Origin of the sequence: Pseudoalteromonas sp. SCSIO 43201, assembly GCF_023716725.1 — a bacterium.
Classification (GTDB): domain Bacteria; phylum Pseudomonadota; class Gammaproteobacteria; order Enterobacterales; family Alteromonadaceae; genus Pseudoalteromonas; species Pseudoalteromonas peptidolytica.
This window is the reverse complement of sequence record NZ_CP072683.1, coordinates 3,592,501-3,605,830: the sequence shown is the minus strand read 5'-3', so window position 1 is coordinate 3,605,830 and position 13,330 is coordinate 3,592,501. Positions and strand designations below refer to the sequence as shown.

The 13,330-nt window shown below is 43.4% G+C and carries 20 protein-coding genes (1 of these 20 cut by a window edge); 19 read left to right on the top strand and 1 reads right to left on the bottom strand.

Annotated elements, in window-relative coordinates; translation table 11 throughout:
* Positions 1 to 39: 39 nt before the first annotated feature.
* Both J8Z24_RS15740 and J8Z24_RS15735 read left to right on the top strand, forming a co-directional pair.
* Positions 40 to 858 carry a phytanoyl-CoA dioxygenase family protein gene (locus J8Z24_RS15740; protein WP_252094957.1) on the top strand — a complete coding sequence of 273 codons (819 nt, stop codon included), beginning with the start codon at positions 40 to 42 and terminating at the stop codon, positions 856 to 858.
* A gap of 117 nt (positions 859 to 975) precedes the next feature.
* Entirely contained in the window at positions 976 to 1,434 is a 459-nt protein-coding gene (locus tag J8Z24_RS15735) for a hypothetical protein (RefSeq protein WP_252094956.1), read from the top strand.
* A 4-nt stretch (positions 1,435 to 1,438) separates the two neighbouring features.
* Here J8Z24_RS15735 and J8Z24_RS15730 read toward each other — a convergent pair whose 3' ends face one another.
* Positions 1,439 to 3,991 carry a serine/threonine-protein kinase gene (locus J8Z24_RS15730; RefSeq protein ID WP_147388910.1) on the bottom strand — a complete coding sequence of 851 codons (2,553 nt, stop codon included), beginning with the start codon at positions 3,989 to 3,991 and terminating at the stop codon, positions 1,439 to 1,441.
* A 217-nt stretch (positions 3,992 to 4,208) separates the two neighbouring features.
* Between J8Z24_RS15730 and J8Z24_RS15725 the strand changes: the two genes are divergently transcribed.
* The 17 genes from J8Z24_RS15725 to J8Z24_RS15645 form a co-directional block, all read left to right on the top strand.
* The gene (locus tag J8Z24_RS15725; RefSeq protein WP_444428458.1) at positions 4,209 to 5,000 is read left to right on the top strand and encodes a polysaccharide deacetylase family protein; all 792 of its coding nucleotides are present in this window, start codon (positions 4,209 to 4,211) and stop codon (positions 4,998 to 5,000) included.
* 392 nt (positions 5,001 to 5,392) lie between these two features.
* Positions 5,393 to 5,761 (top strand): 50S ribosomal protein L14, encoded by a 369-nt coding sequence (rplN, locus tag J8Z24_RS15720; RefSeq protein ID WP_010378257.1) that lies wholly within the window; start codon positions 5,393 to 5,395, stop codon positions 5,759 to 5,761.
* Between the two features lie 10 nt (positions 5,762 to 5,771).
* Entirely contained in the window at positions 5,772 to 6,086 is a 315-nt protein-coding gene (rplX, locus tag J8Z24_RS15715) for a 50S ribosomal protein L24 (RefSeq protein ID WP_023401269.1), read from the top strand.
* A 15-nt stretch (positions 6,087 to 6,101) separates the two neighbouring features.
* Complete coding sequence (gene rplE / locus J8Z24_RS15710; RefSeq protein WP_010378262.1) at positions 6,102 to 6,641, top strand: 50S ribosomal protein L5; 540 nt, start codon at positions 6,102 to 6,104, stop codon at positions 6,639 to 6,641.
* A 10-nt stretch (positions 6,642 to 6,651) separates the two neighbouring features.
* Positions 6,652 to 6,957 carry a 30S ribosomal protein S14 gene (rpsN, locus tag J8Z24_RS15705; protein ID WP_095728862.1) on the top strand — a complete coding sequence of 102 codons (306 nt, stop codon included), beginning with the start codon at positions 6,652 to 6,654 and terminating at the stop codon, positions 6,955 to 6,957.
* A gap of 20 nt (positions 6,958 to 6,977) precedes the next feature.
* Complete coding sequence (rpsH, locus tag J8Z24_RS15700) at positions 6,978 to 7,370, top strand: 30S ribosomal protein S8 (RefSeq protein WP_125250661.1); 393 nt, start codon at positions 6,978 to 6,980, stop codon at positions 7,368 to 7,370.
* 13 nt (positions 7,371 to 7,383) lie between these two features.
* Positions 7,384 to 7,914 (top strand): 50S ribosomal protein L6, encoded by a 531-nt coding sequence (rplF, locus tag J8Z24_RS15695; protein WP_125250660.1) that lies wholly within the window; start codon positions 7,384 to 7,386, stop codon positions 7,912 to 7,914.
* A 9-nt stretch (positions 7,915 to 7,923) separates the two neighbouring features.
* Entirely contained in the window at positions 7,924 to 8,274 is a 351-nt protein-coding gene (rplR, locus tag J8Z24_RS15690) for a 50S ribosomal protein L18 (RefSeq protein WP_010378271.1), read from the top strand.
* Between the two features lie 9 nt (positions 8,275 to 8,283).
* Positions 8,284 to 8,790: a 30S ribosomal protein S5 gene (rpsE, locus tag J8Z24_RS15685; RefSeq protein WP_125250659.1), complete on the top strand. Its 507-nt coding sequence runs from the start codon at positions 8,284 to 8,286 to the stop codon at positions 8,788 to 8,790.
* Positions 8,791 to 8,796: 6 nt separating this feature from the next.
* Entirely contained in the window at positions 8,797 to 8,976 is a 180-nt protein-coding gene (gene rpmD, locus J8Z24_RS15680) for a 50S ribosomal protein L30 (RefSeq protein WP_010378276.1), read from the top strand.
* A gap of 4 nt (positions 8,977 to 8,980) precedes the next feature.
* Positions 8,981 to 9,415 carry a 50S ribosomal protein L15 gene (gene rplO / locus J8Z24_RS15675; protein WP_099643704.1) on the top strand — a complete coding sequence of 145 codons (435 nt, stop codon included), beginning with the start codon at positions 8,981 to 8,983 and terminating at the stop codon, positions 9,413 to 9,415.
* 11 nt (positions 9,416 to 9,426) lie between these two features.
* Positions 9,427 to 10,755 carry a preprotein translocase subunit SecY gene (secY, locus tag J8Z24_RS15670; protein WP_010606805.1) on the top strand — a complete coding sequence of 443 codons (1,329 nt, stop codon included), beginning with the start codon at positions 9,427 to 9,429 and terminating at the stop codon, positions 10,753 to 10,755.
* A 22-nt stretch (positions 10,756 to 10,777) separates the two neighbouring features.
* Positions 10,778 to 10,891, top strand: a complete 114-nt coding sequence (rpmJ, locus tag J8Z24_RS15665) for a 50S ribosomal protein L36 (RefSeq protein ID WP_002959476.1) — start codon at positions 10,778 to 10,780, stop codon at positions 10,889 to 10,891.
* A gap of 131 nt (positions 10,892 to 11,022) precedes the next feature.
* The gene (rpsM, locus tag J8Z24_RS15660; RefSeq protein WP_010378282.1) at positions 11,023 to 11,379 is read left to right on the top strand and encodes a 30S ribosomal protein S13; all 357 of its coding nucleotides are present in this window, start codon (positions 11,023 to 11,025) and stop codon (positions 11,377 to 11,379) included.
* A 13-nt stretch (positions 11,380 to 11,392) separates the two neighbouring features.
* Positions 11,393 to 11,779 (top strand): 30S ribosomal protein S11, encoded by a 387-nt coding sequence (gene rpsK / locus J8Z24_RS15655; RefSeq protein WP_099643703.1) that lies wholly within the window; start codon positions 11,393 to 11,395, stop codon positions 11,777 to 11,779.
* A 21-nt stretch (positions 11,780 to 11,800) separates the two neighbouring features.
* Positions 11,801 to 12,421, top strand: a complete 621-nt coding sequence (gene rpsD, locus J8Z24_RS15650) for a 30S ribosomal protein S4 (protein WP_017218390.1) — start codon at positions 11,801 to 11,803, stop codon at positions 12,419 to 12,421.
* 24 nt (positions 12,422 to 12,445) lie between these two features.
* Positions 12,446 to 13,330: the 5' portion of a DNA-directed RNA polymerase subunit alpha gene (locus tag J8Z24_RS15645; protein WP_010378288.1), read on the top strand. The gene runs 102 nt beyond the window's last position; 885 of the gene's 987 nt are visible here — the first part of the coding sequence; its start codon is at positions 12,446 to 12,448; its stop codon lies off the right edge, out of view.

The following is a 13,330-nucleotide window of genomic DNA, read 5'->3' as shown; positions in this document are numbered from 1 at the left end:
TATTCGACATAGCCATAACAAGAAGAACTAAAAGTTAAAATGGAAACTCAGCTACAACACACATTTGATAAGTATGGATTTATAAAAGTAGAGGCTGCATTTGAAGCACAGTTATTCAAGTCATTACAAGCCATCACTACATCCCTGTTACAAGATGCTCAGAACTTTGCCAAAGAAGACAAGTGCCTAGAACATATCTCAGCGTCACGCCATCAAGGGAGATTGGTGGTTTCACGAATAAATGACCTATTTAAATTTCAATCGGCTTACGCTGAGCTGCTTGCACACCCGAGTGTGATAGGACTGGCTGAAAAGATAATTGGTGAACCTGTAGCACCAGTTTATGAGTCTTTACTAATTAAAGACCCCGCGGATCCTTATCAGATAGGGTGGCATAGAGACATGAATGCGGGAGCTGACGAGCGGATCATTACCATGGGAATTTATTTGGATGATGCGCAGGCTCAGCAAGGGGCGTTGCAGGTATTACCTGGCTCCCATCTTGCAAAAGAGAGTGTCCTTGAGCTGAAGGAAAAGCTTGAGAAGCAACAGCTAACACCAGTTGATGTGCCAGTTAAAGCAGGCGATATTTTGATTCATCATGTCAATACCTTGCATTGTTCTGGTATACAGCACGCTAAAAGTATGCGTAGAACACTGTATTTTGAATTTAGAGCGATATCTCACCTACAGCAAAACAGTAATTATTCAACACAGTGGCTTGATAAGCGCTTAGCGTTACTCGCTAAATTGCAAAAAGGAGAGAGGGAGAGCGCAGGCTATAACTTGGTGGAGCCAGACTTTTACAGTACATTTTATCAGATGGAGCCAGCTGATTATGGTTTTAACTTTGGTTAATGACTGTCGTCGAAATGCGCTGAAATCTGTCTGCTGTAACCGGTTGTAATAGCATTAATGTTATTCATGTGCTTAGATAAGTGAGAATAGCTCTGCAAACAAACGAAGGATAAAATAATGAGTACACCCCAATATGAATTCGTAGTGACCCCAAAAGTTGAGGGTAACTGGATATTCTCAGATGATGATAAGCCGGTTAAACTTAAATTAGCTAAGGGTGAAAGCGCTGTTTTAACGTATAAGCTCGTTACTGATGAAGATGACTGGAGCTTTGCTGAAAACGGTACTTTCTTTACCGAAGCGCAAGACAACTTCAATTATAACCTTACAAGCGAATTAAAGGGTAAGCATACGGTTGAAGTTACAATTGAAGCATTGAACGTTGCGAATACACTAAGTGAAGATGATGTCAAAGCGCTATCAGCTAATCCTGATGCGAAGGTTGTCACACTAGTAAAAAATAACAATTCACGTATTGAGTTCAGACTTGTTGCTCAAAAGGATTCTGGAAATGGTGTCGTGCGTTATTTCTCACAAGATCCAACGATTGTTATCGAAGATACAGAGCCAAACTAAAACTCTAATTCAGAGCGCTACAGCGCTCTGAATAATTGTGTTTTTCTAGCAATTTATGAAACTCATCAATACCACACAGTGGATCAAACCACTTCAAGTTAAAAAACTGTACTGCCCAGCCTGAATCCAAACTTGCTTCTATTTGAATTATCGCCGAGCTTTCATCCCCAATTAAGGTCATGATTAGGGCGCTTACAAAAGGTAGTTCATATAACTCGGGTGCTTCTGACTTTACGAGTTGGAGTAATTTGAGTGCTTCAATGCTATACCCTAAATGTGCAAGAGCTTGCGCTTTTATTAATTTATCAATTGGTTTACTCGGGGTATCTAAAAGCGCTATTACCTTCATGTAGGCTCGATCTGCATCGTTGTTAGCCAGCGCTAAGGCATCAGCATAGTTGAGGACAATATCAGCTCTTTGTTCATTTATCCTATATGCCTGAGTTGCATAATCCAAGGATAAGTCTTGTTCTTTGATTAAACTTAAGGCTGTGCTCAAGTTTGTTAAATAGTTTGCGTTATTACTATCAGATTTCACAAGTGTCTGATAGAGCTCTATTGCTCTACTCAGGTTACCCGTAATTAATGAAATATCAGCTGTGATCTTGATGAGTTGATGATCTTTTTGAGTGATTGATAATGCTTTATCTGCGAAATGAAGCGCTTCGGCAAAGCTTCCTGATATCGCATGTATTTTCACTAAGTTTCTCAGTACAATCAAAGTAGGTTTGAGCTGATATGCTTTGATGAATGAAGCTTTCGCTTGCTCATATTTTCCTAATTTCTGATAAATACTCCCTTTTAGATTTAGCAACTCGTATGAGTTGCTATTGTCTCCTTGGTAGCTGCTCAACAGTGTCTCAATATCATCCTTCTTATTTAGTAACAGAAGTAGCGAGGTTCTATTTGCTAGGTAGTCCAAAGTTTCTTTATATTCGTGAGGGCTTGAATCTAAGACTTCTTTTAATTCATTGATAATCTTAATATCTAGAGTTCGATTGTATAATCGGAGGCTACCTTTGGTATAAGTAGTGTAAAGAGAATAGTGTTTAGGGTATGTCCGAATAAACACCCTAAGTTGACTAATTAATTTGATGTCGACTGTGTTTTCTTGGTGCAATTGCTCTATCAAGGCTGAGTATGCCTTATTAAAATTGTCGTCTATCAATCGCTCTGAAGTATCAGTGATATTGAGCGCTTTAGATAACGTTTGTGAGACAGAAATAAACGTTGCAGAAATTTGCGTGTTGATGACGGTAATCCGTTCTGAAAACTCAACGACTTTTCCTGACTTCCCTAGCAACTCAAGTTGGATAGTACAGCTATAATTATTACACTCGCCTGTCGGAATGAATAACTTGTCTATTTGTAAAGACTGAGAGATATCAGAAGGTTTCGCGGTTCTACCTAAAGATGCAAGCGTTTGTTTTACTTCTTTCTTTGAAACTGGCTCATAGTTTTTACTGGTAATCAGAAACTGATAGATGGCGTCTTCAACGGTTTGTTTTACTATCTGTTTGTGTGAATTTGGTATATCACTTTGTCCAATAAACTCTACCGGTAGCGCTGCAATATAAACTTTGGGTTTGGTTTCTTGCCAATACCAGTATCCACCAACGACTAAGCACATTAAAAAGGTGAAAAGTGCTGTAACACTTAGCCGCTTTTTACGTGTTTTGGCTTTCTCTTTGGCTCTATCTCGTAGTGCTATTTCTTCAAGGGATAATGTTGCCTCGCTGTTGTCGTAGCTAAAGGTGTGTAAAATTTGCTTGAGCTGTTGGCTCACTTCATTGGCACTACTCGGGCGAGCGCTTTTCTCATATTGCAGTAAGCGGTCAATCAGCTGTGCCAGCGCAGGGGGAATATCTAAAATACGTTTAGCGCTAGTTTTTAAAGGTTGGAATTTAATCTGTTCAGCAATAGACTTATCACTGCCATCGTCAGCTTGTTCACAATAAGGGTGGTGTCCAGCCAGTAATTGATACGCAATAAGTCCGAGCGAGAATAGATCACTACGGCTGTCTAGCATTTCATTACGAAGTTGCTCTGGTGACATTGCGGTGAGGCTGCCGTAGCTGGTGTGAGGGCGAGAAGTTTGGCTATCTTCTAATTGTGAAATACCGAAGTCGGCGATCTTGGCTACACCCTGATCATTGACCAGAATATTACCCAGTTTTAAGTCTAAATGAAGGATATTTTGGCTATGTGCTGACGCGAGACCGTCGGCAATATGGCTAAGCAGCTCGACTTTTTGCTCGGTAGTTAAAACATGTGTTTTTGTATAATGCTGTAAAGTCGCGCCTTGTACATACTCCATTTCTAAAGCCATGTGGCCATTGCTCTCAAAAACGTCGTATATTTGTACTATATTAGGGTGGTTAAAACGCGCTAATAGGCGAGCCTCGTTGAACTCGTCTGCTTGTGTATGCTGAGAGAGAGACAATACCTTGACCGCTACACGGCGGCCGAGCTTTTTGTCAGTAGCAAGGTACACTTTGCTCATACCGCCTTCAGCGAGCAAAATCACGTCCTGATAGTATTCTTCTAACTTCAACACAGCACAGTCTTTCTTATTGGTTATTAAAGGTAGTGTATCGCTAAAATCGCCAAATTAGTACTACTTGCGGTGACCTAAATAGTAAATAAATAAGTTGAGAATTTAACACTTTGCTAGGGAGTGCAACTTTTATAGAGTAATAAAACACCAAGCTTTTAAGGATAAAGATATGGCAAACCTATACACTCTTTCCCTCACTCGCTGTTGTTGGGGGGTGATGGCTATATGTACATTACTTTATAGTACGCTGAGTAAAGCTGCAGATAGTGATGTGACTTTTACGTACCCAAAGGGCGCTCGCAATGCCATTAGTCTGACCTTTGATGATGCAAGAACGAGCCAAGTCACGGTCGCGATACCATTACTAAACCGCTATAAGGTTAAAGGGACATTTTACGTCATGCCATCAAAAATAGCGGAAAATCTGTCGTTGTGGCAAGGGGCTGTTAAGCAGGGTCATGAAATAGGTAATCATACCAACGAACACTTGTGCACTGGGAACTTTGCGTGGCTGAGAGAGAAGAATCAAGGACTGGAGCAAGTTGATCTGGCATATATTGAACGCGATATTACTTATACAACCGAATACATAGAAAAGCACTTAGGCGTAACCCCGCGAAGCTTTGCTTATCCTTGCGGTAATACCTTTGTCGGGCGTGGTGAAAATGTAAAAAGCTATGTGCCAATAATAGCAAGGCACTTCGATAGTGGTCGCACCTGGCTTGATGAAAGCGCCAATCATCCTACCTATACAGACTTTGCTCAATTGACTGGGATTAGAATGGACGGCCTTAGCTTTTCAACTATTAAAAACTATTTAGAGCAATTAAGAGCGAACAATAGTTGGATTATTTTAGCTGGGCATGAAGTGGGAGAAGGGGGGATGTATACCGTCGATTCAGAAATGTTAGAAGCGCTCATCCCTTATCTACAGGATCCGAAAAACGGCTATTGGCTTGACACTGTAAGTAATGTGGGTGACTACATCAAAGCTAAAAGAGCGCAGTAGAGTATGGCTACCCATACTCCATTCTACTTCGCAATCATTCTGTTTAAAACCAGTGAACTATCTTATTCAAAGCTTATGTGTTTCTGTTCAAGTTACGGCGAGGTATTCTCAGCAAGAGTGGATCAGGCGAAAATCCACGTATGAGTTTTGTTTGAAAATTATGCAAGTGGTTGAATTCTCGAATACTCGTCACCACATACTGAAATTGCAATCAGTACGTCACGTTAAAGCATTAAATTAATTAAAAATTGAACTATCTTTGATTGGACTTTGCTGGTACAATTGCCCGCCCTTGAAAGACATAATCACAGTTTTTTGAGCGGAATTTAACCTAAATGCCTTGATTTTGAACAAAATCTCGGCGAGTTGTAACTACACCGGAGGTCATTAAGATGATCCAAATGCAAACTCAGCTGGACGTTGCTGATAACAGCGGCGCTCGCAAAGTGCAGTGTATAAAAGTCCTTGGTGGTTCGCACCGTCGCTACGCAGCGGTTGGCGACATCATTAAAGTTTCTGTTAAAGAAGCTATTCCTCGCGGCAAAGTGAAGAAAGGTGATGTTAAAAACGCAGTAGTTGTGCGTACTAAAAAAGGCGTACGTCGTCCAGACGGCTCTTTGATCCGTTTCGATAGCAATGCGGCTGTTATCTTAAATGATAACTTACAGCCTATTGGTACTCGTATCTTCGGCCCTGTGACTCGTGAACTTCGTACTGAAAAGTTCATGAAGATCGTTTCACTAGCACCAGAAGTACTATAAGGAGTCGATCATGGCAGCAAAAATCCGTCGTGATGACGAAGTAATCGTACTAGCCGGTAAAGACAAAGGTAAGCGCGGTAAAGTGCTTTCAGTTGTTACTGAAACTGGCCGAGTATTTGTTGAAGGCGTTAATATCATCAAGAAGCACCAGAAGCCTGTACCACAACTACAGCAAGCTGGCGGTATTGTTGAGAAAGAAGCGTCAGTCGACGTATCAAACGTAGCGATTTTCAATGCCGAAACTGGCAAAGCGGATCGTGTAGGTTTTAGATTTGAAGACGGTAAAAAAGTCCGTTTCTTCAAGTCTACCGGTAAAACTATTTAATAGTTGGAGTAGACGATGGCGAAACTGCATGAAGTGTACAAAGACAAAGTGGTAAAAGAGCTTCAAGAGAAGTTCGGTTACAGCTCTGTCATGCAAGTCCCTCAGATCGAAAAGATCACACTAAACATGGGTGTGGGCGAAGCCCTAGCTGACAAGAAAATTCTAGAAAATGCAGTAGCAGATCTAGAATCAATCTCTGGTCAGAAGCCTCTAGTGACTAAAGCACGCAAATCAGTTGCTGGCTTTAAGATCCGTGAAGGTTACCCAATTGGCTGTAAAGTAACCCTACGCGGCGAGCGTATGTGGGATTTCCTAGAGCGTTTAGTCTCTATCGCGATGCCACGTATTCGTGACTTCCGCGGTGTTAGCGCAAAGTCTTTTGACGGTCGCGGTAACTACTCTATGGGCGTACGTGAACAAATCATCTTCCCAGAAATTGATTATGATAAAGTAGACCGTGTACGCGGTATGGATATCACAATCACTACTTCTGCGAAAACAGATGACGAAGGCCGTGCGTTGTTAGAAGCGTTCAACTTCCCATTCAAAAAGTAAGGGTAGGGTTATGGCAAAGAATTCAATGAAAGCGCGTGACGTAAAACGTGCTAAATTAGTTGCTCAGTATGCTGAAAAGCGTGCTGCGTTAAAAGCTATCATCAGCGATGTTAACGCATCTGATGATGAGCGTTGGGATGCAGTGTTAAAGCTACAGTCTTTACCACGCGATTCTAGCCCTTCACGTCAACGTAATCGTTGTAACATCACGGGCCGCCCTCATGGTTACCTTCGCAAGTTCGGCTTAAGCCGTATTAAAGTTCGCGAAGCAGCGATGCGCGGTGAAATTCCTGGCCTTAAAAAGGCTAGCTGGTAATAGAATCACGGGAGTAAGACATGAGCTTGCAAGATCCAATTGCGGATTTGTTCACACGTATCCGTAACGGTCAGTCTGCGAAGAAGGTATCTGTTTCAATGCCAACTTCAAAGCTGAAAGTAGCTGTAGCTAAGGTACTTAAAGACGAAGGTTATATCACTGACTTCGCAGTATCTGGTGACGTAAAAGCAGAATTGACTATCGAACTTAAGTACTTCGAAGGCAAAGCTGTAATCGAAAACATCCAGCGTGTTAGCCGCCCTGGTCTACGTATCTATAAGAAACGTGACGAATTACCAAAGGTAATGGGTGGTCTAGGTATCGCTATCGTATCAACTTCTAAAGGCCTGATGACAGACCGCGCTGCGCGTAACGCTGGTGTTGGTGGTGAAATCATTGGCTTTGTAGCTTAATCGGAGGGGAACTATGTCTCGTATAGCGAAGGCTCCTATTACTGTTCCTGCCGGTGTTGAAGTTACAGTTAACGGCCAGGACATCAAAGTTAAAGGCAAAAACGGTGAATTAACTCGCACAATCAACGATGCGGTTGAAGTTTCACTAAACGACAACGTTATCACTACAGCTCCACGTGAAGTTGCTAATGCTTGGGCTCAAGCTGGTACTGCACGTGCGCTAATCAACAACATGATTGTTGGTGTTAACGATGGTTATGAAAAGAAACTACAGCTAGTAGGTGTTGGTTACCGTGCGGCAGTTAAGGGTAAAGTATTAGACTTAACTCTTGGCTTCTCTCACCCAGTGAACTTCGAGATCCCAGCGGGTATCACTATCGAAGCTCCAAGCCAAACTGAAATTGTTGTTAAAGGCGCAGACAAGCAGTTAGTTGGTCAAACAGCTGCTAACATCCGCTCATACCGTGAACCAGAGCCTTATAAAGGTAAAGGTGTACGTTATGCTGATGAGCACGTGCGTCGTAAAGAGGCTAAGAAGAAGTAAGGTAAGACGATGGATAAGAAAACAGCTCGTCTACGTCGTGCTAAGCGCACTCGTAGAAATATTATCGAACAAGGCACAACACGTCTTGTTATCCACCGCACGCCACGTCACATTTACGCTCAAGTAATCAATGCTGAGGGTAATGTACTGGCTGCTGCTTCTACTGTTGAAAAAGCAATTGTTGAAACAGTTAAAGGCACAGGCAACATCGAAGCGGCTCAAGCAGTTGGTAAAGCAATCGCTGAGCGCGTAGCTGACAAAGGCGTTGAAAAAATCGCTTTTGATCGCAGTGGCTTTAAATATCACGGCCGTGTGAAGGCGCTAGCTGATGCTGCGCGCGAAGCCGGTCTGCAATTCTAGGAGTAGACAATGGCTAACGTAGAAGCAAAGCAAGCACAGCCAGAGTTGGCTGAAAAGCTAATCGCGGTAAACCGTGTGTCTAAAGTGGTTAAAGGTGGTCGTATCTTTAGTTTCACTGCACTAACTGTTGTTGGTGATGGCGCTGGTAAAGTAGGTTTTGGTTATGGTAAAGCACGTGAAGTTCCTGCTGCTATTCAAAAAGCAATGGAAAAAGCACGTCGCAACATGATCACTGTTGAACTAAACGGTAACACGCTACAGCACCCAATCAAGGGTCGCCACGCGGGTTCTAAAGTTTACATGCAGCCTGCATCTGAAGGTACAGGTATTATCGCAGGTGGTGCGATGCGTGCAGTACTAGAAGTAACTGGCGTACAGAACGTACTATCTAAAGCATACGGTTCAACTAACCCGATCAACATCGTTCGCGCAACTATTGCAGCTCTTGAGAATATGAATTCTCCAGAAGGTATTGCTGCGAAGCGTGGTCTTAGCGTTGACGAAATCTTGGGGTAAGACACCATGGCAAACACAGTAAAAGTAACTCAAGTACGTAGCTCAATCGGTCGTTTACCGAAGCATAAAGCTACATTACGTGGCCTTGGTTTACGTCGTATCAACCACACTGTTGAGCTAGAAGATACGCCAGCAGTTCGCGGTATGATCAACCAAGTTTCTTACATGGTTAAGGTTGAGGGGTAATTCGATGAACTTGAATACACTTTCACCTGCTGCAGGTTCAAAAACTGCTGGTAAGCGTGTCGGCCGTGGTATCGGTTCTGGTCTTGGTAAGACTGGTGGTCGTGGTCACAAAGGTCAAAAGTCACGCTCTGGCGGTAAAGTACGCGTTGGTTTTGAAGGCGGTCAAATGCCTATGCAACGTCGTCTACCAAAGTTTGGTTTCACTTCACGCAAGTCTCTTGTGTCTAAAGAAGTGAATCTATTCGAAATCGCTAAAGTTGAAGGCGATGTGGTAGATCTAAACGCGCTACAGGCAGCTGGTATCGTTAAAAAGAACATCCAGTTCGTAAAAGTTGTAAAATCTGGCGAAGTTTCACGCGCTGTTACCGTTAAAGGCATTAAAGTGTCTAAAGGTGCACGCGAAGCTATCGAAGCTGCCGGAGGCAAGGTAGAAGACTAAGGAAGTACGCTATGGCTAAACCAGGTCAAGATATGCAAAGTGCACAAAGTGGGCTTGCGGAACTGAAGCGCCGATTACTATTCGTTTTAGGTGCTATCATTATTTACCGTCTGGGCTCTTTTGTGCCGATCCCTGGGATTGACGCCGCTGTACTTGCCGAATTCTTCGAGCAACAAAAGGGCACCATTGTTGAAATGTTCAACATGTTCAGCGGTGGTGCGCTTGAGCGTGCATCGGTATTGGCGCTAGGTATTATGCCGTACATCTCGGCTTCGATTATTATGCAGCTATTAACGCATATACATCCTGCGATGATAGAGCTTAAGAAAGAAGGTGAGCAAGGGCGTAAGAAAATCAGCCAGTATACGCGTTATGGTACGCTTGTGCTTGCTACATTCCAATCGATAGGTATCGCTACTGGTCTACCTAATATGATGGAAGGCTTAGTTGTGAATCCAGGCTTCGGCTTTTACTTCACAGCTGTAGTGAGCTTAGTCACAGGAACAATGTTCCTAATGTGGTTGGGCGAACAAATCACTGAACGTGGTATCGGTAACGGTATCTCTGTTCTAATATTTGTTGGTATTGTAGCTAACCTGCCGTCTGCAATTGGTTCGACAGCAGAAATGGCGCGCCAAGGTGATCTGCATATTTTAGCATTGTTATTGATTGCGGTAATCGTATTCGCTGTAACTTACCTAGTTGTGTTCTTTGAGCGTGGACAACGTCGTATCGTTGTAAACTACGCGAAGCGCCAACAAGGTCGTCAGGTATTCGCTGCTCAAAGCACGCATTTACCACTAAAAGTTAACATGGCGGGTGTTATTCCACCAATCTTTGCTAGCAGTATCATTTTGTTCCCTGGTACAATAGCAAGCTGGTTCGGCCAAGGTGAAGGTCCGGTCGCTGATGTGCTACAAGCTATCTCAGCAGTATTGACTCCAGGTCAACCACTGTATGCGATGGTATTAGCTGCGGCTATTATCTTCTTCTGCTTCTTCTACACTGCGTTGGTATTTAACCCGCGTGAGACAGCAGATAACCTGAAAAAATCTGGCGCTTTTATTCCAGGCATTCGTCCAGGTGAGCAGACGTCTAAATACATTGATAAAGTGATGACACGCCTGACATTGGCAGGTGCTTTGTATATAACCTTTATCTGTCTGGTGCCCGAGTTTATGACTATGGCATGGCAAACGCCATTCTATTTCGGCGGTACATCAATTTTGATTATCGTTGTTGTCATCATGGACTTTATGGCACAAGTACAGACTCATATGATGTCTCATCAATATGATTCTGTGCTGAAAAAAGCGAACCTTAAAGGCTACGGCCGTTAAGGTCAGTTTACGGAGTTGAGTAATGAAAGTACGTGCTTCCGTTAAGAAAATTTGCCGTAACTGCAAAGTAATCAAGCGTGCAGGTGTTGTACGTGTGATCTGCAGTGAGCCAAAGCACAAGCAAAGGCAAGGCTAAGCAAATTAAGTCGTGCAGGCTGAGTAGCTCTACTTAGCCTGTTTCTTTGGTAAAACTTGAATGTCGGTTGGGTATCCTATACGGGCTTTCCAGCAAGATGATAATCAAGTTTATTTATAGGAGATATGTTAGTGGCCCGTATCGCAGGCATTAACGTTCCTGATCATAAGCATGCTGTTATCGGTTTAACAAGCATCTATGGTGTAGGTAAAACTCGCGCTAAGGCGATCTTAGCTGCGACAGGTATCGCTGAAACTACTAAAATCGGCGAGTTAAATGACGAAACTCTTGACATCCTTCGTGAAGAAGTTGGCAAGTACACTGTTGAAGGTGATCTTCGTCGTGAAGTTACACTAAACATCAAGCGTCTTATGGATCTTGGTTGTTTCCGTGGCTTACGTCACCGTCGTTCGCTACCACTACGTGGTCAGCGTACTAAGACTAACGCGCGTACTCGTAAGGGTCCTCGCAAGCCTATCAAGAAATAAGGTGGGGTAAGTTATGGCAAAAGCACCAATTCGTCGTAAAAAGGTCAAAAAGCAAGTTGTTGACGGCATGGCTCACGTTCATGCGTCTTTCAACAACACTATTGTGACCATCACTGACCGTCAAGGTAATGCTCTTTCTTGGGCGACTGCGGGTGGTTCAGGTTTCCGTGGTTCTCGTAAGTCTACTCCATTCGCTGCACAGGTTGCTGCGGAGCGTGCAGGTGTTGCTGCACAAGAGTACGGTCTTAAGAACCTAGAAGTATTCATTAAAGGTCCAGGTCCAGGCCGTGAGTCTGCTGTTCGTGCATTGAATGCTGCTGGTTTCCGTATCACTAACATCACTGACGTGACGCCAATTCCACACAATGGTTGTCGTCCACCGAAGAAACGTCGCGTATAACAATAGGTTAGGAGAAAGAACATGGCAAGATATTTGGGCCCTAAGCTCAAGCTAAGTCGTCGTGAAGGTACTGACCTGTTCCTTAAAAGCGGCGTAAGAGCAATTGACTCTAAGTGTAAACTAGAAACAGCACCTGGTCAGCACGGCGCACGTAAAGGTCGTCTATCTGATTACGGTTTACAGCTACGTGAAAAGCAAAAAGTTCGTCGTATCTACGGTGTACTAGAAAAGCAATTCCGTAACTACTACAAAGAAGCTGCTCGCCTTAAAGGTAACACAGGTGAAAACTTGTTACAGCTTCTAGAGCAACGTCTAGACAATGTTGTATATCGCATGGGTTTTGCAAGCACACGTGCTGAAGCACGTCAGCTAGTAAGCCACAAAGCGATTATGGTTAATGGTCGTGTTGTTAATATCCCTTCTTTCGTAGTTACTCCTGAAGATGTAGTAGTAATTCGTGAGAAGTCTAAAAAGCAAGCGCGTATCATCGCTGCTCTAGAGTTGGCTGAGCAACGTGAAAAGCCAACTTGGATTGAAGTTGACGGTAAGAAAATGGAAGGCACTTTCAAGCGCCTACCAGAGCGTTCTGATCTGTCTGCGGACATTAACGAACAACTAATCGTCGAACTTTACTCGAAGTAAAGTTAAGAGTTAAGAGAGGATAAAATGCAGGGTTCTGTAACCGAATTCCTAAAACCAAGATTAGTCGATATCGACGCTGTAAGCTCAACGCGTTCTAAAGTAGTTTTAGAGCCTCTAGAGCGTGGTTTCGGCCACACACTAGGTAACGCTCTACGTCGTATACTTCTTTCATCTATGCCTGGTTGTGCTGTGACAGAAGTTGAAATTGACGGCGTATTGCACGAGTACAGCGCGAAAGAAGGCGTACAAGAAGACATCATTGAAATTCTGTTAAACCTTAAAGGTCTAGCGGTATCTCTAGAAGGTAAAGATGAAGTTTTCCTTACCCTGACTAAGTCTGGTGTAGGCCCTGTGACTGCGGCTGATATCCAGCACGACGGAGATGTGACTATCGCCAACCCTGAGCATGTTATTTGTCACTTAACTGCTGACAATAGCGAAATCAGCATGCGCATCCGTGTTGAGCGTGGTCGCGGTTATGTACCGGCGTCTAGTCGTTTATCCTCTGATGACGATGAGCGCCCAATCGGCCGTTTGTTGCTAGATGCATCATTCAGCCCGGTTGAGCGTATTGCGTACTCGGTTGAGTCAGCTCGTGTTGAGCAGCGTACAGACTTAGATAAACTAATCATCGATATGGAAACGAACGGCACTTTAGATCCTGAAGAAGCGATCCGCCGTGCGTCAACTATCCTTGCTGAGCAATTAGATGCATTCGTAGATTTACGTGATGTTTCTGAGCCAGAAGAAAAAGAAGAGAAGCCGGAGTTTGATCCGATTCTACTTCGTCCTGTTGATGACTTAGAGCTAACTGTACGTTCTGCAAACTGTCTGAAAGCCGAGCAAATTCAATATATCGGTGACTTAGTACAGCGTACTGAAGTTGAGCTTCTGAAAACACCAAATCTT